The sequence below is a fragment of the Brachybacterium avium genome (assembly GCF_002216795.1).
Lineage (GTDB): Bacteria > Actinomycetota > Actinomycetes > Actinomycetales > Dermabacteraceae > Brachybacterium > Brachybacterium avium.
Genome location: NZ_CP022316.1, coordinates 1,504,211 through 1,526,188, shown reverse-complemented (window position 1 = coordinate 1,526,188; position 21,978 = coordinate 1,504,211). Strand labels below are relative to the sequence as shown.

The following is a 21,978-nucleotide window of genomic DNA, read 5'->3' as shown; positions in this document are numbered from 1 at the left end:
GGGAGTCCAGCAGTGCCATACCGTGGCCAGCATGTCCACAGAGTCGACGGCGTCTCTCGGCGCTCAGCATTCCGAGGTGTCCACCGCCTATCTCACGCAGCTCGACGAGGAGCGTGAGGCGGCGATGCGCAGCTCCTCCCATCCCGGCTCCTCCTTCGCAGGCGCCGCCGAAGCGCTCCACGCGCAGCTCGAGCGGCAGATCACTGCCGATGCCGGGGAGATGGTCGAGCTGATGCTCGACCTCGCGGAGCATCCTGAGGTCGCCTTCGAGGAGCACCGCTCCGCCCGCGCCATCGCCGATCATCTCGCCGCCCGCGGCATCGAGGCGCAGGTGGGGGTGCACGGCCTGGCGACCGCGGTCCGTGCGGAGATCCGTGGCGCCGGAGGCGAGGAGCCCGACGCGCCCACCCTCGCGATCCTCTCCGAGTACGACGCGCTGCCCGGCATCGGCCACGGCTGCGGCCACAACGTCATCGCCGTGATGGGGCTGGGTGCCTTCCTAGCCCTGGCGGCGCTCGCGGAGGCCGACCCGTCGGCCGTGCCCGGGCGGGTGGTGTTCCTCGGGACCCCTGCCGAGGAGGGGCATACCGGGAAGGAGTACATGGCCAGCGAGGGGGCGTTCGAGGGGCTGGACGCCGTGGTGATGGCTCATCCCTACGGCTACGACCTGGCCGATCAGACCTGGCTGGGCCGGCGGACCCTCACCGTCGAGTACCACGGGCACACCGCTCACGCCTCCGCCCAGCCATACATGGGCCGCAACGCCCTGGACGCGGCGAGCCTGATGTACCAGGGCGTCGGCCTGATGCGTCAGCAGACCCCGCCCACCGATCGCATCCACGCGGTGATCCGTGAGGGCGGAGAGCGGGCGAGCGTCATCCCCGACCACGCCAGGCTCGACCTGTATGTGCGCTCCCAGCGCCCCGAGACCCTCCGGGACCTCTCGCAGCGGGTGGAGGACGTGGCCCGCGGCGCCGCGCTGATGGCCGGGGTCGGGGTGTGCGTGCGCTGGGACGAGCATCCGCCGTCGCTGCCGGTGCGCACCAATGAGGCGCTCACCGGGCGCTGGGTCCAGGCGCAGCGCCGACGCGGCCGCGACCCGCTGCCGCACGGCGTGGTCTCTCCCTCGCTCGCGGCCTCCACCGACTTCGGCAACGTCAGCTACCGCGTACCGGGCATGCATCCGGTGATCCGGATCGCCCCCTCGCAGACCGCGCTCCACACCCGGGAGTTCGCGGCCTGCGCGGTCTCCGATCAGGCGCGCGCCGCCGCGGCCGACGGGGCCTACGGCCTCGCCGCGACCGTGCTCGATGTCCTGCACGATCCGGAGCTGGCCCGTGAGGTCACCGAGGAGTTCGCGGCGGCGGGCGGCGCGATCGACGTCCCCGGCTTCTTCGACTGAGCCCTCCGCCGTCCTGTACTGATCCCCCGATCCGGGGGAAGTCCCCTTGAGCGCCCCCAGCACATCGCAGACGAAGGCCGGCCTGGCCGGCAGGATCCTGAACGAGGTCGAATGGGCGGGCAACAAGCTGCCCGAGCCGTTCATGCTGTTCCTGATCCTCTTCGCGATCACCGGCGTGGTCTCCACTGCGATGGCCTGGGTGGACGTCTCCGTCACAGTGCCCGGAACAGACGAGCCCACGGTCATCCAGGCCGGTTCACCGGTGAGGGCATGACCTGGCTGACGGCCGATCTCGGCGAGAACTACGTCGGTCTCCCGCCGCTGGTCACTGTGCTGCCGATCCTGCTCGCGAGCGGCATCGCCCAGCACTCCGGGCTGCTCGGCGCCGCGATCCGCTAGCTGTTCGGCACCTCCCCGGCGTGGGCGCTGCCGTACGTGATCGGCTTCGTGGGCGTGCTCCCCTCGATCATGGCTGGGATGTTCATGGCCTGAGCAGCGGCGGGGCTGTCCAACGCCGTTCCTCCAGTGTAGAATGCGGTAGAATAACAGTGGAAAAGGAGGTGGTTTCCATGCCTGTCAGTGCAGTGGCAGACGTCTTCGCCAGTACGATGCGGATGGACATCCATGAGGTGGTGCGCCGTATGAACAGTCATCTGGGCGCCACGCTCGTGGCGGCGCTCGCCGGTAGTCGCGACAGCAAGCTTCCGTACCGCTGGGCGAAGGACACGACACCCAATGCTCAGGCGGAGGCTCGACTTCGAATGGCGCATCGAGTCTGGTCGCTGATCGCTGACGCAGAATCGGACCACGTCGCACGCTCCTGGTTCATCGGCGCGAACCCCCTGCTCGAGGAGCTCTCCCCGGTCCTGGCCCTGCGTGAGGACAAATTGCGCCAGGTCTCGCTGGCGGCCCAGGCGTTTGTCGAGGATTCCTGGGGCGCCTGACGTGAAGGTTCCCGCGCTGGTCTCGTTCCCCGATGGGCTGTGGCGGGTCCACAAGTTCGAGTACGGTCCGCTGAATCCTCCGCAGCGCTCCGGGACACCTGACCTGGCTTGGAGCAGGTTCGATATACCTGGCTGGGCCGTCGTCTATGGGGCCACCTCGCGGCAGGGAGCCTTTCTGGAGGCTCTCTCGTATGCGGAAACCTCACCCCTGGAACTCGATGAGCTCTTCGACGATGACGACGCGGAATCGGTCTCGACTCAGTGGGAGGACCTCGGGCACATGGCTCCGGGACGAATCGCCCGTCAGTGGCGAGACGTCCGGCGCATCACGAGAATCTCACCGCGACAGCCGTCGACGGGCGTGGTGATCGATCTGTTGGATTCCGCGACGATCAGTTTTCTGAGGGCAACCGCAGAATCCTGGGCGCCTGGGCAGTTCCGTGAGAATCCTCGGAGCATCGATGTCTCATCGTTGACAGGAAATGACCGAGTCTTCACCACTCAGGTTGCCTGGTGGCTGAGTCGCACCACGCTTCCGTCCGGCGAGTTGCCGATCGGACTCAGGTACTCCTCTCGTCATGGACAGGAGGTGGGGTGCTATGCGCTGTGGGTTGATCTGGATCGGTTCGGCCCGGCCGAAGACGTCGTGGACGCCGTCGCGACGGAGTACGAAGCCGGTCGGGACACAGTGATCGATGCGAATGATCGGGACCTGCGAGCGGCTGCTTCGCTCCTCGACCTCAAGGTGTTCTGAGAGATCGGAACCACGGAGTGGACGGTTGGCCCGCTCGAGGCCGGGGGCTGAGCACCCGGGGGTGTGGCCCGGCCTGCGCGGCGGTGGGCCCACGGGAGCGGGGGAGGGCACTCAGCTGACGATCGTGGCATCGCCCAGCCGGGCCTGCAGCAGGTGCTCGCGCGAGTATCCGGTGATGCCGATCTGCTGGGCCCGCCCCGGATCGGAGACCAGGATGTTCCCGTCGGCGTCCTTGCCCTGGGCGACGACGAAGTGGCCGTAGTCCGCGTCCTCTCCGAGCAGCCTGCCGTGGTGGACGTGCAGGATCACGACAGAGCCGTGGGCGGCGGTCTCGAGCCCTTCCTTGAACCGGGAGTGCGTGGCCGTACCGTCGGTGTCGCGGATCCCCGCTTCGAGGTCCTCGAGGTAGGCGCCGGTGTAGTCGACGGTCTTGACCGCTGGGTCCTCCCACGGCGACAGGCCGCAGCGCGCGCGCATCTCCTGGACGGCGCGGGAGTTCCCGCCCTTCGCGGAGCCTTCTGTTCCCGAGACGTAGTGCTCGACCTGCCGGCCGGCGGCGACCAGGGCGATGACGGCCGAGGCCGGGCCGCAGTTCTCTCCTCCCCAGCGGCCGGTCCCGTGCTGGTCGACGACCACGAGGTCGCTGGCGGCGTGGGCCTGCGAGGTGGCGAACAGGCCGGCCGCGGCGGTGAGGCCGACGGCGCCGAGCCCGCGCAGTGCGGTGCGTCGGCTGAGGGTGGTGTGCAGGGGACTGGTCATCCCGGAGACCTCCGAGGAGTACGTGCGGGGCGACGCAGGGACGCCTCGAGTGCCGGTCATCAGCGGCGCGCCCCGCGCTGCGAGGAGGCCCCACGCTGTCGGGAGCAGGCCTGTCGCGGCAAGCCCGGCGTGATCCTCCGCTCCTGCGGGACAGGCCACATTCGGCTCGGAAGCGCGCGGAGTCTCAGAATCGCTGCTGGTCACGGCCGCGTTCTGGGAGGATGGTCTGCGGGTGGTGTCAGCCGTGGTCAACGCGGATCTCGTGATGCCTCCCGGGCTATCCTGACCGGGATGTCACGCGCCGCCCTCCTGCCTCCCGTGCTGCTCGGCCTCGTGGTCCTGCTGCTCGCGCAGATGGTGGGCCTGGCCGCGTCGGCGCTGTGGGGCATCCCTGTACCCGGGGTGGTCCTCGGGATCCTGCTGCTCGTGCTGCTCGGGATCCTCCGGCCCACCCGCGCGGTGGTCCGGGCGGCCGAGCCGGCCGCCACCCCGCTGCTCGCCCACCTGCAGCTGCTGTTCGTCCCGCCCTGTGTCGGGATCATCCTGGAGCTGCGGACCCTCGCCGAGAACGCGCTGCCGCTCGCGCTCGCCGTCGGCGGCTCCTTCCTGGTGCCGCTGATCGTCTCCGGGATGGTGCTGCAGGCTCTGCTGCGCCGCCAGGACCGCCGACGGGGCGCGGAGGCACCGGCATGAGCACCCTCATCCACCTGCCCGTCTTCGGGCTCGTCCTCACCCTCGGCGCCTACCTGGTCGCGTACTGGCTCTACCACCGGCTGGGCCGGCCCGGCGTGCTCTCCCCGGTGCTGGTCACCGTCGCGATCGTCGCGACGGTGCTGGAGCTGACCGGCCTGCCGTACGCGGTCTATCTCGAGCAGGTGAGCCTGCTGACGATGCTCCTCGGCCCCGCCACGGTCGCCCTCGCCCTGCCGCTTTTGCGCAACGGTCGGGCGCTGGCCGGCTCGGCGCCGGCGGTGATCGCCGCCCTGGTGGCCGGCGGGGTGTTCAGCATCGCGATCACCGTCGGCGTCCTGCAGCTCTTCGGTGTCGGGGACGACGTGCTGCTCGCGGCGCTGCCCCGCTCGGTGACCTCACCCGTCGGGCTGTCGATCGCCGAGGCGCTGCATGCCTCGGTGCCGCTCGCGATCGTGCTCACCATGGTCTCCGGGGTGCTGGGCGCGGCCTTCGGGCCCGCGCTGCTGTCGCTCGCGCGAGTGCGGGACGAGCGGGCGCGCGGCTTCGCCGTCGGCCTCACGTCCCACGGCATCGGCACCTCGCGGGTGCTCGCCGAATCCACTGTGGCCGGTGGCTGGTCCAGCGCCGCCATGGTGATGAACGCACTGGTCATGACGATCGTGCTGCCGATCGTGGCGGCGCTGGTCGCGGGCTGACCGGGCGCGGCCGCGCGGTGGGATCCGGTTCAGCCGAGGTCGAGGAAGGCGCGCAGCTCCGCGAAGGCCGACGGGACCACCGAGTAGTGCGCCCAGCGCCCCTTCTGCTCGCGGGTCAGCAGACCGGCCTCGACCAGCTTCTTCATGTGGTGGCTGACGGTGGGCTGAGAGATCCCGAGCGGCGCGGTGAGATCGCAGGCGCACACGTCCCCGCAGCCGCGCGCGGCCACATGGGACAGCAGCTGGAGCCGGGTCGGGTCCGAGAGCGCCTTCAGCCGCAGGGCCAGATGCTCCGCCTCCGCGGCGCCGATCGGGCCGGCGCCGAGCGCACAGCAGTCTAGTGCGGCCGACGCGCCCGGCTCGCAGGACGAGGCGCCCGAACCGGGCTTCGCACCGTGCTCCGGGGTTCCCGGTCCGACGCTCGGCGTCGGGATGCTCTCCGGGCGGGTGGGCGTGGTGGGGGACATGGACCCACCATACATTGACGGTCTTCTATGCGACGGGCTAGCGTTCGCATCGATATCCGTCGATAGGAAGAGGCAGGCCCCGTCATGACGACGACCACCGCACCCAGCGCACCGACCGGTGTCGCCGGGGAGATGTCGTTCCTGGACCGGTTCCTGCCGGTCTGGATCATCGCCGCCATGGTCCTGGGCCTGGCACTGGGGCGCCTCGTGCCCGGCCTGAACCAGGCCCTGGAGAGCATGTCCGTCGCGGGCATCTCGGTCCCCATCGCGATCGGCCTGCTGGTGATGATGTACCCGGTCCTGGCCAAGGTCCGCTACGACGAGGCCCGCCGCATCACCGCCGACCGCAGGCTGATGGTCCTGTCGCTCGTGCTGAACTGGATCGTGGGCCCGGCACTCATGTTCGCCCTGGCCTGGCTGCTGCTCGCCGATCTCCCCGAATATCGCACCGGACTGATCGTCGTCGGGCTGGCCCGCTGCATCGCGATGGTGTTCATCTGGAACGACCTCGCCTGCGGTGACCGGGAGGCCGCCGCCGTGCTGGTCGCCATCAACTCCGTCTTCCAGGTCCTCGCCTTCGGGGCGCTCGGCTGGTTCTACCTGCAGGTGCTGCCGGCCTGGCTGGGGCTGCCCGTGACCTCCGCCGAGTTCTCCGTCGGCGCGATCGTGCTCTCCGTGCTGGTGTTCCTCGGGATGCCGCTGCTCGCCGGCTTCCTCACCCGGACCTTCGGGGAGCGCGCCAAGGGCCGCGACTGGTACGAGAACCGCTTCCTGCCCCGGATCGGCCCCTTCGCCATGTACGGACTGCTGTTCACGATCGTGCTGCTGTTCGCCCTGCAGGGGGAGGCGATCACCTCCAGCCCCTGGGACGTCGCCCGCATCGCCCTGCCGCTGCTGGGCTACTTCGTGGGCATGTTCCTCCTCTCGCTGTTCGCCGCGCGCGCCGTGGGCCTGAACTACGCGAAGTCCACCACCGTCGCCTTCACCGCCTCCGGCAACAACTTCGAGCTCGCGATCGCGGTGGCGATCGGCACCTTCGGCGTCACCTCCGGGCAGGCGCTCGCGGGCGTCGTCGGGCCGCTCATCGAGGTCCCCGTGCTGGTCGGGCTGGTCTACGTCTCGCTGTGGCTGGGCCGCCGGCTGTTCCCCGGCGATCCCACCGTCCCCGCCCGCCCCGAGCAGAAGGTCTCCGCATGAGCATCTGAGCGCCGCCGTACGCGGGAGGCGCCCCTCGCGAACCGGCTGAGGAGATCGCCGCCGCCGCGGCGCCCGGTCCCGCGGTGCTCGCGAGGGCCTGGAGATGAACGCTCTCCGCATCGGTGAGGCGCAGCGCCGTGGTGAGGGCGCCGGCCGCCTGGAGCGGGCGTAGCATTCCGCGCGTGCCACCATTCGGGCTCCGCCGCCCTTCCGCCACCGATCGGCGACCGCGTCCCACGCGGACCGTCTTTCTGGGCTTCGCCCTCAGCACCGTCCTGGGGACCCTCCTGCTGATGCACCCCGCCGCCTCCGCCGGACCCGGCGGCGCCGAGACGATGGAGGCGCTGTTCACCGCGGTCTCCTCGCTGTGCGTCACGGGGCTGATCGTGGTCGACACCCCCGTCTTCTGGACCACCTTCGGGCAGGTCGTGATCCTCGCGCTGATCCAGGTCGGCGGTTTCGGCGTGATGACCTTCGCCTCCGTGGTGGGGATCGCCGTGGTCCGCAAGCTGTCCCTGCGCGCGAAACTCACCGCCGCCGCGGAGGTCAAGAGCTTCGGCATCGAGGACGTGCGCACCCTCGTGATGAGCGTCGTGCGGATCTCGCTCCTCATCGAGGCGATCGCGGCGGTGATCCTCACGCTGCGCTTCGCCCTCGCCTACGGCGAGACGTGGCCTCAGGCGCTGTGGCTCGGCGTCTTCCACGCCGTCTCCTCGTTCAACAACGCCGGGTTCGCGCTCTACAGCGACAGCCTCATGTCCTTCTCCGACGACCCGGTGGTGCTCCTGACCACCAGCGGCGCGACGGTGCTGGCCGGGCTCGGGTTCCCCGTGCTCGTGCAGATCATCAAGCACCTGGGCACCGTGCGGCTGTGGACCATGAACACCCGGATCGTGCTCGCGGCGACGCCGCTGCTGCTCGTGCTCGGCACCGTCTTCATCACGGCCCTCGAGTGGACGAACCCGGCGACCCTCGGCGGGATGCCTCCTCATCTGCGGATCCTCAACGGCTTCGCGATGTCCGCCTACACCCGCACGGCAGGCTTCAACTCGATCGACACCGCGGCGATGGATCCCGCGTCCTGGCTGGGCATGGATCTGCTGATGTTCATCGGCGGCGGCCCTGCAGGCACTGCGGGCGGCATCAAGGTCACCACCTTCGCCGTGCTGTTCTTCCTCATGCTCGGTGAGCTGCGCGGTGCCGGAGCCGTCACGGTCTTCGGCAAGCGGCTCTCCCGGGCGGTGCATCGACAGGCGATCACCGTCATCGTGATGGCCGTCGGCCTCGTCGCCGTCTCCACCATCGCGATCATGCTCATGACCGACTTCTCCCTCGACCAGATCCTGTTCGAGGTGGTCTCTGCCTTCGCGACCGTGGGCCTGTCCACGGGGATCACCGCGGGCCTTCCCGTCGGCGGGCAGCTGATCATCGTGGCGCTCATGTTCATCGGACGCCTGGGCCCGATCACCGTCGCCACCGGCCTCGCCCTGCGCCGGCGCGCACTCCTCTACGACCTCCCCAAGGAAAGGTCGATCATTGGCTAAGCACAGACTCTTCCGCAGCGGTCTCTCCTCCGGCCCGACCTCCGACAGCTCGGTCGCGGTCATCGGACTGGGCCGCTTCGGCCAGTCCCTCGCCCTCGAGCTCATGGACGAGGGCGCCGAGGTGCTCGGCATCGATGTGCGCGAGGACACCGTCCAGGCACTCAACGGCCGGCTCACCCACGCAGTCGTCGCCGACGCCACCCGCGAGGAGGTGCTGCGCCAGCTCTCGATCCCCGAGTTCGACCGCGTCGTCATCGCGATCGGCAGCGACATCCAGGCCAGCATCCTGGTCACCTCGCTGCTGCTGCGCTTCAGCATCCGCACGATCTGGGCGAAGGCCGTGAGCGACCCGCACGGGCTGATCCTCGAACAGCTGGGCGTCCCGCACGTGATCTACCCGGAGAAGGACATGGGTCGACGGGTGGCTCACATCGTGCTGGGCACCATGCAGGACTTCATCGAGATCGACACCGACTTCGCGATGGTCAAGACCGCTCTGAGCCCCGAGCACGCCGGGCTGCAGCTCGGCGACAGCGGCATCCGCCGCCGCTACGGCGTCACCGTCACCTCGGTGAAGCCGGCGGGCGGCAGCTGGCAGCCCGCCACCCAGGACACGGTGCTGCAGGAGGGGGACACGATCCTGGTCACCGGCCCCACGAAGCAGGCTGAGAGGTTCAGCCGCGCCATGTCCTGAGCGGCCCGCCCCTCGTCTCGTAGGGTCGAGGCCCGCCGTCGTCCCCCGGAGAGGAAGCCCGATGAGCAGCACCCCGCTCAGCCACCGACTCGCCACCTACGGCACGCTCGCCCCGGGCCGGTCGAACCACCATCACGTCGCGGAACTGCGCGGGCGGTGGAGCCTCGGGTACGTGCGGGGCCACCTGAGCCAGGACGGATGGGGGAGGACCCACGGCCACGGCTACCCGGCGTTCGTCCCCGATCCAGGCGGCGAGCAGGTGGAGGTGCACGTCCTCGACTCGGCGGATCTCCCCGCGAACTGGGACCGGCTCGACGACTTCGAGGGCGAGGGGTATGCGCGCATCCCGATCTCCGTGCACACCCCGGACGGCCAGGTCGAGGCGTTCATCTACCGCCACCTCGAGGACAGCTCGCAGCAGACGGAGTCCTAGCGACGCTCCCGGTGGAGTTCCCGCGCAAGTTGGTGGAGCCGGTTCAGCGGAGCCGTTTCTTCAGCGTCTCGGCCAACGGGAGGAGCTCGTGATCGACGATGTGAAGCGCTGGTCCGACGTTCTGCTCACAGACTGACCGCATCGGCGAGAGCGGTGCGCGAGACGGGATCTCTGAGCAATGACGCGGTCACCACGTCGACCCTGACGCCCATCAGCAGACTGAGCTCCTCACCGATGCCGGCGACGCGCATCAGTTCATTGCCTCGGTGCGGCTCGAGGTCGACCAACAGGTCGATGTCGCTGGAGGCCATGGCATCGCCGCGAGCGACAGAGCCGAAGACGCGAGGATTGTGCGCTCCGTAGCGCAGAAGAACCTCGACGATCTCACCGCGGCGCGCGCTGAGCGTTTCGCGCAGTGACTGGGAAGCCTCTGTCGTAGGAGCCATGGGTATCTCCTATGTCAAGCGGCTTGCGGTACGCAAGTCGTTGAGGTGGGGTTCAGTGGGATCGGGGTGGTGGCGAGGGCTTCGGCGTGGGCACGGGTGAGAGCGCGCCAGATGCGGCGGGCGATCGCGCTCTTCAAGCAGCGGAGGGCTTCCATCACGGTCTTGCCCTGTTCGCGGAGCCGGTCGTAGTACTCCTTACCGGGTCCTTCGAGACGGACTTGAGTGAGGGCGATGCGGTGGATCGCGCAATTCAACTGACGATTTCCGCCCCTGTTCAGACGGACTCTCCCCTCGGTCTTGCCTGACCAGACCGGGATCGGAGCGCAGCCGGCGAACATCGCGTACTTCCCCTCGTTCGCGAACCGTTCGATCCCGGCGGTCTCGGCGAGGATCTTCGCGGCCGACAGCTCCGCGCAGCCGGGGATCTCCAACAGCACCGGCTCCACCTCCCGGACCATGACACGCAGCCGCGCATCCAGCTCGCTGATCGAGGAGCAGAGCCGTTCGAGGTCGGCCAGGACCATGCCCGCGATCTCCGCGACGATCCCCTCGCTCGCCTCGACCAGCTCCCGCACTCGTTCCTGAGCCGGTCGATGGGTCAGCGCGCGTGGTGCCGGGTCGACTTCGGGGTCGAGCTCGTGCAGGTGCCAGCGCAGGCGGTTGATCACCCGGGTCCGCTCCGCGACCAGGTCCTCACGACGCGCCAGGACCAGCTTGATCTCCCTGGCCTGCTCATCGGTGAACGCGACCGGCAGATCGTCCTCGCGGGCCATCGCCCGCGCGACGGCGAGAGCATCGATCGGGTCGGACTTCCCGCGAGTGCGCGCTGTGGCGCGTTGGCGGGCCATCAGCTTCGCCGGCACCCTGACCACGGGCTCTCCATGGGCAAGGAGATCGCGTTCGAGAAGACCGGTGAGGTGGCGACAGTCCTCCACCCCCCACTGGCGGTCCTGCTCGATGAAGGACTTCCTGGCCCATCGGTAGGCCTTCTCGTGACCGCTATGAGTCGCGCGGACAGTGATCTGCCCGATCTGCTTGCCCGCCGCGTCGACCGCGACGAAGGTGTGTGAGTTCTTGTGGACGTCAGCGCCGATCAGGACCACCATGGTCACTGCCTCCCTTGTATTCGAGTGGGGGTCGAACGGTCGGGCCGGTCGGCGGACAAACCTCAGTGGGGCAGCTGCACGCTCCTATCAAGTCACGCCGGCCGGTCCTTCCCACCCGGCGACGGCAATACCCATGAAGGCCAGTTCAACGAAGAACGGCAGCCAGCGTAAGAGCCAATCACCGGATGGAAAGGATCCAACCACCGCGACATCCGCGGCACCAGCAAGCCTCACACTGAGTCCATCGTACCGATGCCGGGATCGGACCCCGCGGTCACCGCCGAAAGTCGGTCGCGACCTCCGGACGGCTCGGCGAGAATGGGACGCCGCGGGCGATCCTCGCCCGCCCGGCTTCACGGACAGCGGCTGTCCGCCACTCGCACTACGCTTCGAGTCGACCCCCGGCCCGCCCACCCCGTCGGCCGGGCCGCACCGCCATGTTTCTGGGAGACCCCATGCTCTGGACCCTCCTCCGACACCATCTGCGGCCGTACCTCCCGCACGTGGCCGCCGTGATCGTCCTCCAGCTCGCGACCATCCTCGCGACCCTCTACCTGCCCAGCCTCAACGCCGACATCATCGACAACGGCGTGGCCACGGGCGATACCGCCTACATCTGGCGCGTCGGCGGCGTCATGCTGATCGTCGCGATGGTGCAGGTGATCACCGCGATCGCCTCGGTCTGGTTCGGCGCGCGGGTCTCCATGGGGATCGGCCGGGACATCCGCCGCTCGATCTATACCCGGGTGGGCCGCTTCTCCACCGAGGAGATGGGCCGCTACGGCGCACCCACCCTCATCACCCGCGCCACCAACGACGTCCAGCAGGTGCAGATGCTGGTGCTGATGACGCTGAACTTCATGGTCATGGTGCCGATCATGTCCATCGGCGGGATCATCATGGCGATCCGGGAGGATCCGGGGCTGTCCTGGCTGGTGTGGGTGGCGGTGCCGCTGCTGGTGGTGATCGTCGGTCTGCTGGTCACGCGCCTGATGCCGCTGTTCCAGCGGATGCAGGACAACATCGACTCCATCAACTCCGTGATGCGCGAGCAGATCATGGGGATCCGCGTGGTGCGCGCCTTCGTGCGGGAGAAGCACGAGACCGCCCGCTTCGAATCGGCCAACGCCACCCTCACCGACACCTCGGTGCGGATCGGGCGGCTGTTCGTGATCATGGGTCCGGCCATCATGGTGGTGCTGCACCTGGCCACCGCCGCGGTGCTCTGGTTCGGCGGCCATCGGGTCGACGCGGGCCTGGTTCAGGTGGGGGCGCTGACCGCGTTCATGCAGTATCTGCTGCAGATCCTGATGGCCGTCATGATGGGCACCTTCATGATGATGATGTTCCCGCGCGCGATCATCAGCGGCCGCCGTATCCAGGGCGTACTGCAGACCCGCCCGACCCTCGCCGAGCCCGCGCAGCCCCGCGCCGTCGAAGCGACCGCCGGCGGCGCCACGATCGAGTTCCGCGACGTCACCTTCGCCTACCCCGGCGCCGAGGCCCCGGTGCTGGACGGCGTCTCCTTCACCGCCGAGGCCGGGAGGACCACCGCGATCATCGGCTCCACCGGCGCGGGCAAGACCACCCTGGTCAACCTCATCCCGCGCCTGCACGACGCGAGCAGCGGCCAGGTGCTGATCGACGGCGTCCCGGTCACGGACCTCGCCCGGGCGAGCATCTCTGCCGCCGTGGGCCTGGTGCCGCAGAAGCCCTACCTGTTCTCCGGCACCATCGCCCACAACCTCCGCTTCGGCGATCCGACGGCCGACGAGACACAGCTGTGGCAGGCGCTGGACGTCGCCCAGGGCACCGAGTTCGTCGCCGACCGCGCCACCGGCGAGGGGGACAGCGCCGCCACCGGCCTCGAGTCGACCGTCTCCCAGGGCGGCACCAACGTCTCCGGAGGGCAGCGCCAGCGCCTGTGCATCGCCCGCACCCTGGTCGCCGCCCCACGGGTGTACGTCTTCGACGACTCCTTCTCCGCACTGGACGTCACCACCGATGCGCTGGTCCGCGAGGGACTGGCCCGTCACACCGAAGGCGCGACCACGATCATCGTCGCCCAGCGCATCTCCACCATCACCGGCGCCGATCAGATCCTGGTGCTCGAGGAGGGGAGGATCGTCGGGCGCGGCACCCACGAGCAGCTGCTGGAGAGTTCACAGACCTACCGGGAGATCGTCGACTCCCAGATCACCGTGGGGGAACCGGCATGAGCGCGAAGAAGAACTCCACGAGCGGGAGAAGTCCCGCCACGGAGCTGACTGAAGCCGAGATCCTCGAGATGCAGGACTCGATGAGCAACGAGTGGGGCGAGTCCGCGCCCCGCAAGGCGAAGGCCTTCTGGCCCTCTGCGCTGCGCCTGGCACGCACCTTCGGCGATCACAAACTGGGCCTTACAGTGGTGCTGGCCTTCGGGCTGATCTCCACGGCGCTCTCGGTATGGGCGCCGCTGATCCTCGGCGACGCGATGGACGTCATCTTCGACGGCTTCCTCAGCGGCGAGGGCATCGCCTTCGACGCCCTCGGCCGCCTGCTGCTGATCGTGCTGGGCATGTACGTGATCGCCGCCGTGTTCGACTGGCTGCAGGGCCGGTTGCTGAACGACGTGGTCATGCGCATCGTCTACGTGCTGCGCGAGCGGATCGAGGCGAAGGTCAACCGCCTTCCGCTGAGCTATTTCGACACCCGCCAGCGCGGTGACCTGCTCTCCCGCACCACCAACGACGTCGACAACGTCCAGACCGCCCTCCAGCAGGCCTTCGCCTCCCTGGTCTACGCGGTGCTGACCCTCGTGGGCATCACCGTGATGATGTTCTGGCTGTCCTGGCAGCTGGCGCTGATCGCTCTGATCGCGCTGCCGATCTCCGCCGTGGCCATCGCCCTGATCGGCTCGAAGTCCCAGAAGCTGTTCACCGCCCAGTGGCGGCACACCGGGCGCCTGAACGGGCACGTCGAGGAGTCCTTCACCGGCCACGACCTGGTGACCGTCTTCGACCGCCAGGACTCGATGCGCGAGCAGTTCGACGAGCGCAACGAGGAGCTGTGGGAAGCGAGCTTCAAGGCGCAGTTCTACTCCGGGATGATCATGCCGATCATGCAGTGGGTGACCTACCTCGGCTACGTCGGCATCGCGGTGGTGGGCGGTCTGCGGATCGCGAGCGGGCAGATGAGCCTCGGCCAGGTCACCGCGTTCATCCAGTACTCCCGCGAGTTCAACGCCCCGCTGGGAGAGGTGGCCGGGATGGCGAACATGCTCATCTCCGGCGTCGCCTCGGCCGAACGGATCTTCGAACTGCTGGACGCAGAGGAGCAGGAGGCCGACGGGGAGATCACCGAGCCGTCCGGCGCGGGCGGTGCGGGCATTGCCGCGGCCGACGCCGACTCGTCGGCCGACGGGACGGTCACCACCCGCCGCCGCATCGCACGCGAAGAGCTCACTGGCCCCACCCGCGGCCGGATCGAGTTCGACCACGTCGGCTTCTCCTACACCCCGGCGAAACCGCTGATCACAGACCTGTCGCTGACCGCCGAGCCGGGGCAGACCATCGCGATCGTGGGCCCCACCGGTGCCGGCAAGACCACCTTGGTCAACCTCATCATGCGGTTCTACGAGATCGACGGCGGGCAGATCCGCCTGGACGGCGTGGACATCCGCGCCCTGGATCGCGGGGCCGTGCGGTCAAGGGTGGGCATGGTGCTGCAGGATGCGGTGCTGTTCGGCGGCACCATCCGGGAGAACATCCGCTACGGCCGGCTCGACGCGAGCGACGAGGAGGTGGTCGCCGCCGCGAGGGCGACCTTCGTGGACCGCTTCGTGCACACCCTGCCCGAGGGCTACGACACCGTCATCGAGGACGAGGGCGCGAACGTCTCCGCCGGCGAGCGGCAGCTGATCACCATCGCCCGCGCCTTCCTCGCCGACCCGGCGCTGCTGATCCTGGACGAGGCCACCTCCTCCGTGGACACCCGCACCGAGGTGCTGGTGCAGGAGGCGATGGCCGCGCTGCGCACCGACCGCACCAGCTTCGTCATCGCCCACCGCCTCTCCACCATCCGCGATGCGGACGTGATCTTGGTGATGGAGCACGGCGACATCGTCGAGCAGGGCTCCCATGACCAGTTGCTCGCCGCTGAGGGTGCCTACCACCGGCTGTACTGGTCGCAGTTCGCCGCGGGCACCGACCCCGACGAGGACGAGGCAGTGCTCGAGGGCTCGCTGAGCGTCACCGGTGAGGTCGCGGCCGTGCCCTGGCAGACTCCCTCGATCGGAGAGGCTGCGGCGGTGACCGGGGAGACCCCGGCGACCGAGGCGTAGGGAGCCCGCTGCGGGCGAGCTTCTCAGGAACCCCCATGGGCGGCTCCACGCTTTCCCGGTAGCGTCGAGGCATGGACATCACGATCATCGGCGGCGGCATCGCCGGCCTCGCCCTCGCCCACGAGCTCGCCCCCGACCATGCCGTCACCGTGCTGGAGTCCTCCCCGGGTCCGCACGGCGGCGGCTTCATGATCGACTTCTTCGGCCCCGGCTTCGTCGCCGCAGAGCGGATGGGGATCATCGAGGAGCTGCGTTCGCGCGGGCACGCCTTCGAGGGGGTGCGCTACGGGACCCCCGACGGGGCGGAGACCGGACGTCTCGACGTCGGTCCGCTGGTCGAGGCGGCCGGCGGCCGCTACTTCTCGATCCTGCGCCCCGAGGTGGAGCTGGGGCTGCTGGCGGTGCTGCCGCCCTCCGTGGACCTGCGGTACTCGGCGCGCGTGACGGCGGTGCACGACCCCGCCTTCGCCGGGACCGCCGGTTCCGGCCGGGCCACGGTCGAGCTGGCCGACGGCACCACCCTCGACTCCGATCTGATCGTCGCCTGCGACGGCGTGCGCTCCGTGGCGCGGGAGCTGGTCTCTCCGGGGCATGGACCGATCGTGCCGATGGGGTACCGCGCGGCGAGCTACCTGTTCGACGATCCGGAGCTCGCCGCCGAGCTGGGGGAGCGGATGCTGATGACCGACACCGTCGGCCGCGTGGGCTGGGCGTACGCGGCCGACGACTCCCGGGTCGGCGTCATGCTCGCCGAGCGCGTGCGCGCGGCGGGCACCGCACGCCCCGTTCCGGACCGGGAGCGGTTGCAGCGGGACTTCGCCGGGCTGCACCCGCAGGTGGACCGGGCCCTGAACCATGCCCCGGAGAGCTTCTACGACGACCTGGTCGCCCAGGCGGTCGCACCGCGCTGGAGCCGCGGCCGGGTGGTGCTGGCCGGGGACGCCGCCCATGCCCCTTCGTTGCTGGCCGGGCAGGGCACCTCGGTCGCGATCGCGGGCGCCGAGGCACTGGCCAGGAGCCTGCGCGCGACCGGCCCGTACCTCGAGGCGGGGCTCGCCGAGTACGAGCGCCGCTGGCGGCCGACTGCCGAGAAGGTGCAGCGTTCCGGCCGGCGCAGCGCCGCGTTCTTCACCCCGTCCTGCCCTGCGCAGCTGCGCCTGCAGCAGATCGGCCGTCGCGCGATCGGGTTGCCGGGGGTGAGTCGACTGGTGACGCGCAGCTTCATCGCCGCGTGAGCCCGGGGCGCGCCGGCCCGGCCCCGGGCGCCGTCCCCGGGTCTCAGGCGGCCGAGGTGCGACGCAGCCGGGTGTTGACGAATTCGCTCATGCCCCAACGGCCGAGCTCGCGGCCGAAACCGGAGCGCTTCACGCCGCCGAAGGGCAGGCCGGGCAGCGTCGTCCCGTGCTCGTTGACGTAGGCCATCCCGACGTCGAGGCGATCGGCGACGTCCTTCGCGTGCTCGAGGTCGGTGCCCCAGACGGAGCCGCTCAGACCGAACGGGACGTCGTTGGCCAGCTCGACGGCCTCCTCCTCCGAGTCGACCCCGTAGATCACGGCGACGGGACCGAAGATCTCCTCCGTGTAGGCGTCCATCTCCGGCGTGATGCCGGTGAGCACCGCAGGCTGCATGAAGGCGCCGTCGCGATCCAGTGCCTGCCCGCCCGTATGGAGCGTCGCGCCCTGGCGCACGGCGGTCTCGACCTGCTCGACGACCGTGTCCCGGGCACCGACCGAGGAGAGGGGACCCACGTCGACGCTCTCGTCCAACGGGTCGCCGACGGTCGCGGCCTCGAAGGCCGCGACGACGGTCCCGACGAACGCCTCGAGCTTCGCCGCGGGCACGAAGATCCGCTTCGGCGAGTTGCAGGCCTGCCCCGCGTTCGACAGCCGCGCGGTGGCGACGGTCGACGCGACCTGCTCGAGGTCCGCTCCGTCGAGCACGATGAGCGGATCGGAGCCGCCGAGCTCCAGCACCGACTTCTTCAGGTGCTTGCCGGCGTTCTCGGCGACCGCCGCACCGGCCCTCTCGCTGCCGGTGAGGGACACCCCACGCACCCGGGGATCGGCGACCATGTCGGCGATCTGGTCGTGGGAGGCGAAGACGTTGGCGTAGGCGTCCTGCGGGACTCCCGCCTCATGGAGGATCTCCGCCATGACCTCCGAGGACCCGGCGCAGATCTCCGCGTGCTTGAGGATGATCGTGTTGCCCGCCATCAGGTTCGGGGCGACGAAGCGTGCCACCTGGTAGTACGGGAAGTTCCAGGGCATCACCCCGACGAGAGGGCCGATCGGCTCGGTCTGCACCAGCGACTCCTGCGCGCCCTGCGGATCCAGCTGTTCGGGCTCCAGCAGCTCCGGTCCGTGGGTGGCGTACCAGCGGTAGATCGAGCCGGCCAGCTTCACCTCGCCGAGGGCCTGTGCCAGCGGCTTGCCCATCTCGACGGCGATCAGCTTTGCCAGCTCCTGCGAGCGAGCGTCGTAGGCGTCGGCGACCCGTTCCAGGATCGCGGCACGCTCCTGCGCCGCGGTGGCGCGCCACCGGGCGAAGGCGGCGTGGGACTGCGCGAGCACGCGCTCCACCTCCGTGCTGTCAAGGATCGTGAATTCCTTGTCGGTCCGTCCCGTGGTCGGGTTGGTCGTCGTGTATTCCGCCATCGGCCCACCTTGGTCCGACCCTCCGGATCTGTAAAGACGGGCCGTCCGGTCGGTCGTCGGGGGCGTCGGGCCACGTCGGAGCACACGGGGCTATGGCGAATCGGCCCCTGTCGGAGTACCGCGAGCCATCGCGGGCCACGTCGGCGCGCCACGGCCCACGAGCGCCGGGCGGTAGGCCGCTCAGATGGGTGTCGTGGGTGGAGCGTCCGGCGGCGGCTCCGGCGGTGAGGGCTGCTCGGGCTGGGTCGGAGGGTCCGGCGGGGGCTCAGGTGAGGGTGCGGGCGGCTGTCCTGGGATCGGCATCGGTGGCCCGGTGGGCGGCGCGTCGGGAGGGGGCCCCGGCGGGTCGGTGGGCGGATCCGTGGGTGGCTGCCCCGGCGGAGTCATCGGCGGCTCGCTCGGGGGCGGCAGCGTCGCTTCCGGCGACAGGCCGGATGGTTCCGGGGGCGGTGCGGGATGGTCGGTCATGGCGTTCCCTTCGTCGGGCGGCCGGGACGCTCAGTCCGTGAGCATCCGTGACCTGGTGAGGAATCGCTTCCCGTCGGGCGATTCGAGACTGAAGCCGCCGCCGCGCCCCTCGACCAGGTCGATCGTGAGGTGGGTGTGGCGCCAATAGGCGAACTGCTCGCGGCTCATCCAGAAGTCCAGCGGGGAGGTGCCACCGTCCGGCAGCGGGACCTCGACGTGGCCCATCTTCACGTCCGCGTCCCCGGTGAGGAAGTCCCCCTCGGGGAAGCACATGGGGGAGGAGCCGTCGCAGCAGCCACCGGACTGGTGGAACATCAGCGGACCGTTGCGGTCGATCAGGCGCTGGATCTGGGTGAGCGCGGCCCGGGTGAACGCGACGCGGGAGAAGTCCTCGCCCTCGACCGTCGGCTCCATCTCCAGGATGTCGTCGCCCGCAGTGGGTTCCGGCAGGCCAGGGGCCGGGGGCTGTCCGGGCTGAGGGCCGGGACCGGTGCGGCCTCGGGCCGGGGCGGTGGAGGGCTCGGTCATCTCTCGCTCCTTCCAGGAGGGTCGCCAACAGCGGTCACGGGCCGACCGTCCAGTCGCCGTGACGCACATCACCACCATACGCCTCTGTCGCTGACGCGCACGGCGGGCCGGTCCTAGGCTGAGCGGATGGAACATCGTCACCTCGGCCGCTCCGGCCTCAAGATCAGCGAGATCATCTACGGCAACTGGCTCACCCACGCCTCCCAGGTCGAGGACGAGCGCGCGCAGGCCTGCGTGCGCGCCGCCCTCGATGCCGGCATCTCGACTTTCGACACCGCCGACACCTATGCCAACACCGCCGCCGAGGTCGTCCTCGGCGAGGCGCTGAAGGGGGAGCGGCGCGAGTCGCTCGAGATCTTCACCAAGGTCTACTTCCCCACCGGCCCCAAGGGGCACAACGACACCGGCCTGTCCCGCAAGCACATCCGCGAGTCGATCGACGCCTCGCTCACGCGCCTGCAGACCGACTATGTCGACCTCTACCAGGCCCACCGCTACGACTACGCGACCCCGCTGGAGGAGACGATGCAGGCGTTCGCCGACGTCGTCCACTCCGGCAAGGCGCTGTACATCGGGGTCTCCGAGTGGAACGCCGACCAGCTGCGCGCCGGCCATCAGCTGGCCCGGGAGCACGGCATCCAGCTCATCTCCAACCAGCCCCAGTACTCGATGCTGTGGCGCGTGATCGAGGAGCGCGTGGTCCCCACCTCCCGCGAGCTGGGCATCTCCCAGATCGTGTGGTCCCCGGTTGCGCAGGGCATCCTCACCGGCAAGTACAAGCCCGGCGCCGAGGCGCCCGAGGGCTCCCGCGCCCGCGACGAGAAGGGCGGCGCGGACATGATCAAGCGCTTCCTGAACGACGAGGTGCTCACCGCCGTGCAGGGCCTGCTCCCGATCGCCGAGGAGCTCGACCTCACCCCGGCGCAGCTCGCCGTGGCCTGGGTGCTCAGCAACGACAACGTGGCCGGCGCGATCATCGGCGCCTCCCGCCCCGAGCAGGTCACCGAGAACGTCAAGGCCGCCGGCGTGACGCTCGAGGCCGACGTGAAGGCCCGCATCGACGAGGTCCTCGGCGAGATCCCCGAGACGGACCCCGCCCGGACCGTCTCCCCGGCGCAGCGCCTGGCCTGAGCCGGCGCGGCCCGGCGCGCATCTCCCGAGCATGGCAGAGGGGCCGGACCATCGCGATGATGGTCCGGCCCCTCGGCGGTGTGAGGTGCGGGTCGAGAAGGGGGGATCCTCAGGGGATCACCCCTTCTCGGCGGTCACTTGACGACGCCCTCGTCCTCCAGCTCGCCGCCGCTGCGGCCCTGGAGCTGGTGGCCGTCGGCCCGTCGCTCCCAGAACTCCGCATTCTCAATGCCGAGCTTGCGCGGATCGAACTGCGGATCCAGTCCGGCCTTCTTCTGCTCGCGGTAGTCCTTCAGCGCCTTCAGCGCGGGCACCTGCAGGGCCACGATGCCGATGACGTTCAGCCAGGCCATCGAGCCCACGCCGATGTCGCCGAGGCCCCAGGCGGCGCCTGCGGAGGTCACCGCGCCGTAGGCCACCGAGACCAGCACCAGCGCCTGCAGGAGGCGGAACAGCGCACGGGCGAGCGTGCGGTTCTTCATCTTGCGGGTGAGGTAGGTCAGGTTGACCTCTGCCATGTAGTAGTACGCCACGATCGTGGTGAACACGAAGAACGCGAGCGTGATGGCGATGAACGTCGGGCCCAGGCCGGGGAAGGCCGCGTCCAGGCCGCCCTGGACGTAGCCCGGGCCGGGCTCCACCTGCAGGCTGAGGTCACCGATGCCGCGGCCGACGGTATCGGCCTCGGAGGCGGCGTCAGCGCCCGGGTAGGTCTCGTTCGTGAACGTGTTGAACATGCCGGTGGAGATGATGATGAACGCGGTGGCGCTGCACACCAGCAGGGTGTCGACGTAGACGGAGAACGACTGGGCGAAGCCCTGCTTGGCCGGGTGGGAGACCTCGGCGGCCGCGGCCGCGTGCGGGCCCGTGCCCTGACCGGCCTCATTGGAGTAGATGCCGCGCTGGACACCCCACTTGATGGCCAGGCCGATGATCGCGCCGAACACCGGCTGGACGCCGAAGGCGCTGGCGAAGATCAGGCCGAACACCCGCGGGATCTCCTCGAAGTTCATGAAGAACACGATGATCGCGACGATGATGTACGCGATCGCCATCACCGGCACGGCGACGACGGCGAAGTGGGCGATGCGCTTCACGCCGCCGATGACGATGAAGCCGAGCAGGATCACCAGACCGAGCGCGGTGACCCAGGTGGGGATGCCCCAGGCGTTGTCGATCGCAGAGGCCATGCCGTTGGCCTGCACGCCCGGAAGGAAGAAGCTCATCGCCACGATGGTGACGATCGAGAAGAGGATCCCGTAGAACAGCGACAGGCGGGGAGCCTTGTGCTTGTAGGCCCGCTCGAAGTAGAAGGCCGGGCCGCCGCGGTACTCGCCGGTGTCCGGATCCTTCTCCTTGTAGATCTGTCCGAGGGTGCACTCGATGAACGAGGTGGAGGCGCCGAGGAAGCCGGAGACCCACATCCAGAACACGGCACCGGGACCGCCGAAGGCGATCGCGGTGGCGACGCCGCCGATGTTGCCCATGCCGACACGGCCGGCCAGCGACATCATCAGCGACTGGAAGGACGAGGTTCCGTCCGGGGAGACCTCGCCCTTCTTCAGCTGGTCGAGCATGTCGGGGAGGTTGCGGATCTGGAGCAGCCCGGTGCGGATGGTGAAGTACAGGCCGACGATGAGCAGGCCACCGATGAGCGGGATGGACCAGATCAGGTTGTTGGCGCCGTCGATGAGTTCGGCGATCATGTGTGCTCCTGGGATAGGGGAAGCGACGACACCCT

Annotated in this window: 22 protein-coding genes; 15 read left to right on the top strand and 7 right to left on the bottom strand. The window is 69.6% G+C overall.

Annotated elements, in window-relative coordinates; all coding sequences use genetic code 11:
• The first annotated feature begins 31 nt into the window (after positions 1-31).
• The 5 genes from CFK39_RS06910 (at position 32) to CFK39_RS06895 (ending at position 3,100) form a co-directional block, all read left to right on the top strand.
• On the top strand, positions 32-1,402 hold the full coding sequence (locus CFK39_RS06910; protein ID WP_089064850.1) for a M20 family metallopeptidase: 1,371 nt from the start codon (positions 32-34) through the stop codon (positions 1,400-1,402).
• Positions 1,403-1,448: 46 nt separating this feature from the next.
• Positions 1,449-1,676: an AbgT family transporter gene (locus CFK39_RS17305; protein WP_338027706.1), complete on the top strand. Its 228-nt coding sequence runs from the start codon at positions 1,449-1,451 to the stop codon at positions 1,674-1,676.
• Positions 1,673-1,801, top strand: a complete 129-nt coding sequence (locus CFK39_RS17300) for a hypothetical protein (protein WP_338027705.1) — start codon at positions 1,673-1,675, stop codon at positions 1,799-1,801. The genes CFK39_RS17305 and CFK39_RS17300 overlap by 4 nt, the downstream gene beginning before the upstream one ends.
• A gap of 170 nt (positions 1,802-1,971) precedes the next feature.
• Positions 1,972-2,346 carry a hypothetical protein gene (locus CFK39_RS06900; protein ID WP_089064849.1) on the top strand — a complete coding sequence of 125 codons (375 nt, stop codon included), beginning with the start codon at positions 1,972-1,974 and terminating at the stop codon, positions 2,344-2,346.
• Between the two features lies 1 nt (position 2,347).
• On the top strand, positions 2,348-3,100 hold the full coding sequence (locus tag CFK39_RS06895) for an RES family NAD+ phosphorylase (protein ID WP_157697095.1): 753 nt from the start codon (positions 2,348-2,350) through the stop codon (positions 3,098-3,100).
• A 111-nt stretch (positions 3,101-3,211) separates the two neighbouring features.
• On the opposite strand, the gene CFK39_RS06890 is transcribed toward CFK39_RS06895, so the two are convergent.
• On the bottom strand, positions 3,212-3,859 hold the full coding sequence (locus CFK39_RS06890) for a hypothetical protein (protein ID WP_089064847.1): 648 nt from the start codon (positions 3,857-3,859) through the stop codon (positions 3,212-3,214).
• Between the two features lie 291 nt (positions 3,860-4,150).
• On the opposite strand from CFK39_RS06890, the gene CFK39_RS06885 reads away from it, so the two are divergent.
• Together CFK39_RS06885 and CFK39_RS06880 are read left to right on the top strand one after the other, a co-directional pair.
• A complete protein-coding gene (locus CFK39_RS06885) occupies positions 4,151-4,552 on the top strand; it encodes a CidA/LrgA family protein (protein ID WP_089064846.1) in 402 nt (133 codons plus the stop codon).
• Complete coding sequence (locus tag CFK39_RS06880) at positions 4,549-5,247, top strand: LrgB family protein (protein WP_089064845.1); 699 nt, start codon at positions 4,549-4,551, stop codon at positions 5,245-5,247. Before CFK39_RS06885 ends, CFK39_RS06880 begins: the two co-directional genes overlap by 4 nt.
• A gap of 29 nt (positions 5,248-5,276) precedes the next feature.
• On the opposite strand, the gene CFK39_RS06875 is transcribed toward CFK39_RS06880, so the two are convergent.
• Positions 5,277-5,714 (bottom strand): ArsR/SmtB family transcription factor, encoded by a 438-nt coding sequence (locus tag CFK39_RS06875; protein ID WP_089064844.1) that lies wholly within the window; start codon positions 5,712-5,714, stop codon positions 5,277-5,279.
• Between the two features lie 84 nt (positions 5,715-5,798).
• On the opposite strand from CFK39_RS06875, the gene arsB reads away from it, so the two are divergent.
• The 4 genes from arsB to CFK39_RS06855 all read left to right on the top strand — a co-directional run bounded on the left by arsB (position 5,799) and on the right by CFK39_RS06855 (position 9,582).
• A complete protein-coding gene (gene arsB, locus CFK39_RS06870) occupies positions 5,799-6,911 on the top strand; it encodes an ACR3 family arsenite efflux transporter (RefSeq protein ID WP_089064843.1) in 1,113 nt (370 codons plus the stop codon).
• Between the two features lie 293 nt (positions 6,912-7,204).
• Positions 7,205-8,455: a TrkH family potassium uptake protein gene (locus CFK39_RS06865; RefSeq protein WP_089066322.1), complete on the top strand. Its 1,251-nt coding sequence runs from the start codon at positions 7,205-7,207 to the stop codon at positions 8,453-8,455.
• On the top strand, positions 8,448-9,149 hold the full coding sequence (locus CFK39_RS06860) for a potassium channel family protein (RefSeq protein ID WP_089064842.1): 702 nt from the start codon (positions 8,448-8,450) through the stop codon (positions 9,147-9,149). Before CFK39_RS06865 ends, CFK39_RS06860 begins: the two co-directional genes overlap by 8 nt.
• Positions 9,150-9,210: 61 nt before the next feature.
• Positions 9,211-9,582 (top strand): gamma-glutamylcyclotransferase family protein, encoded by a 372-nt coding sequence (locus tag CFK39_RS06855; protein WP_089064841.1) that lies wholly within the window; start codon positions 9,211-9,213, stop codon positions 9,580-9,582.
• A 125-nt stretch (positions 9,583-9,707) separates the two neighbouring features.
• On the opposite strand, the gene CFK39_RS06850 is transcribed toward CFK39_RS06855, so the two are convergent.
• Together CFK39_RS06850 and CFK39_RS06845 are read right to left on the bottom strand one after the other, a co-directional pair.
• Positions 9,708-10,028, bottom strand: coding sequence for a nucleotidyltransferase family protein (locus CFK39_RS06850; RefSeq protein ID WP_089064840.1), 321 nt, complete (start codon positions 10,026-10,028; stop codon positions 9,708-9,710).
• Between the two features lie 14 nt (positions 10,029-10,042).
• Positions 10,043-11,134, bottom strand: a complete 1,092-nt coding sequence (locus tag CFK39_RS06845) for an IS110 family RNA-guided transposase (protein ID WP_245822999.1) — start codon at positions 11,132-11,134, stop codon at positions 10,043-10,045.
• A 455-nt stretch (positions 11,135-11,589) separates the two neighbouring features.
• On the opposite strand from CFK39_RS06845, the gene CFK39_RS06840 reads away from it, so the two are divergent.
• From CFK39_RS06840 to CFK39_RS06830, 3 genes are all read left to right on the top strand, one after another.
• The gene (locus CFK39_RS06840) at positions 11,590-13,353 is read left to right on the top strand and encodes an ABC transporter ATP-binding protein (protein WP_089064839.1); all 1,764 of its coding nucleotides are present in this window, start codon (positions 11,590-11,592) and stop codon (positions 13,351-13,353) included.
• A complete protein-coding gene (locus CFK39_RS06835) occupies positions 13,350-15,455 on the top strand; it encodes an ABC transporter ATP-binding protein (RefSeq protein ID WP_089064838.1) in 2,106 nt (701 codons plus the stop codon). Before CFK39_RS06840 ends, CFK39_RS06835 begins: the two co-directional genes overlap by 4 nt.
• Positions 15,456-15,526: 71 nt before the next feature.
• Entirely contained in the window at positions 15,527-16,690 is a 1,164-nt protein-coding gene (locus CFK39_RS06830; RefSeq protein WP_089064837.1) for an FAD-dependent monooxygenase, read from the top strand.
• Positions 16,691-16,733: 43 nt separating this feature from the next.
• Here the strand turns inward: CFK39_RS06830 and CFK39_RS06825 are convergent, their stop codons facing one another.
• Positions 16,734-18,110, bottom strand: a complete 1,377-nt coding sequence (locus CFK39_RS06825; protein WP_089064836.1) for an NAD-dependent succinate-semialdehyde dehydrogenase — start codon at positions 18,108-18,110, stop codon at positions 16,734-16,736.
• Positions 18,111-18,608: 498 nt separating this feature from the next.
• Positions 18,609-19,106, bottom strand: coding sequence for a DUF779 domain-containing protein (locus CFK39_RS06820; RefSeq protein ID WP_089064835.1), 498 nt, complete (start codon positions 19,104-19,106; stop codon positions 18,609-18,611).
• A gap of 126 nt (positions 19,107-19,232) precedes the next feature.
• On the opposite strand from CFK39_RS06820, the gene CFK39_RS06815 reads away from it, so the two are divergent.
• Positions 19,233-20,237 carry an aldo/keto reductase family protein gene (locus CFK39_RS06815; protein WP_089064834.1) on the top strand — a complete coding sequence of 335 codons (1,005 nt, stop codon included), beginning with the start codon at positions 19,233-19,235 and terminating at the stop codon, positions 20,235-20,237.
• Between the two features lie 134 nt (positions 20,238-20,371).
• Here the strand turns inward: CFK39_RS06815 and CFK39_RS06810 are convergent, their stop codons facing one another.
• Positions 20,372-21,943, bottom strand: coding sequence for an alanine/glycine:cation symporter family protein (locus tag CFK39_RS06810; protein WP_089064833.1), 1,572 nt, complete (start codon positions 21,941-21,943; stop codon positions 20,372-20,374).
• Between the last annotated feature and the right edge of the window lie 35 nt (positions 21,944-21,978).